This is a genomic window from Aromatoleum evansii (assembly GCF_012910805.1).
GTDB lineage: Bacteria > Pseudomonadota > Gammaproteobacteria > Burkholderiales > Rhodocyclaceae > Aromatoleum > Aromatoleum evansii.
This window is the reverse complement of record NZ_WTVK01000227.1, coordinates 1-446: the sequence shown is the minus strand read 5'-3', so window position 1 is coordinate 446 and position 446 is coordinate 1. Positions and strand designations below refer to the sequence as shown.

Annotated in this window: 1 protein-coding gene; it reads left to right on the top strand. The window is 64.3% G+C overall.

From position 1 onward, the window contains the following. Positions 1-24: 24 nt before the first annotated feature. Positions 25-446: MFS transporter (locus tag GO615_RS29945; RefSeq protein WP_211167428.1), on the top strand; the 422-nt coding region annotated here is incomplete at its 3' end.

Sequence of the window (446 nt, the reverse complement as noted above, 5' to 3'; positions counted from 1 at the left end):
GTCTCGCTCAAGGACACGTTCAAGATGTGGCCCGCCATGCTCGTCTGCGGCGGCCTCGTCATCGCGTGGAACGTCACGAACTACATGCTGACGGCGTACATGCCGAGCTTCCTGTCGACGGTCACCGACCACAAGGGCGGCCAGGGCATCAGCGACAACATGAACAACGTCTCGCAGATCATCGTCATGGCGGTCTGCCTCGCGATCATCCCGCTCATCGGTCTGGCCTCCGACCGCATCGGGCGCAAGACGATCGTGCGCATCGGCTCCGTCATGCTGATCGTGCTGGCGTTCCCGTCGCTGATGCGCATCACGCGCAACACCGAGGGCTCCGTCATCGCGGGTCTCATCATCATGGGTCTGTCGCGCATCTGCTTCAGCGCCACGATGCCGTCGACGCTGCCGTCGCTGTTCCCGACGGCCGTGCGCGCCGGTGCGCTGTCGAT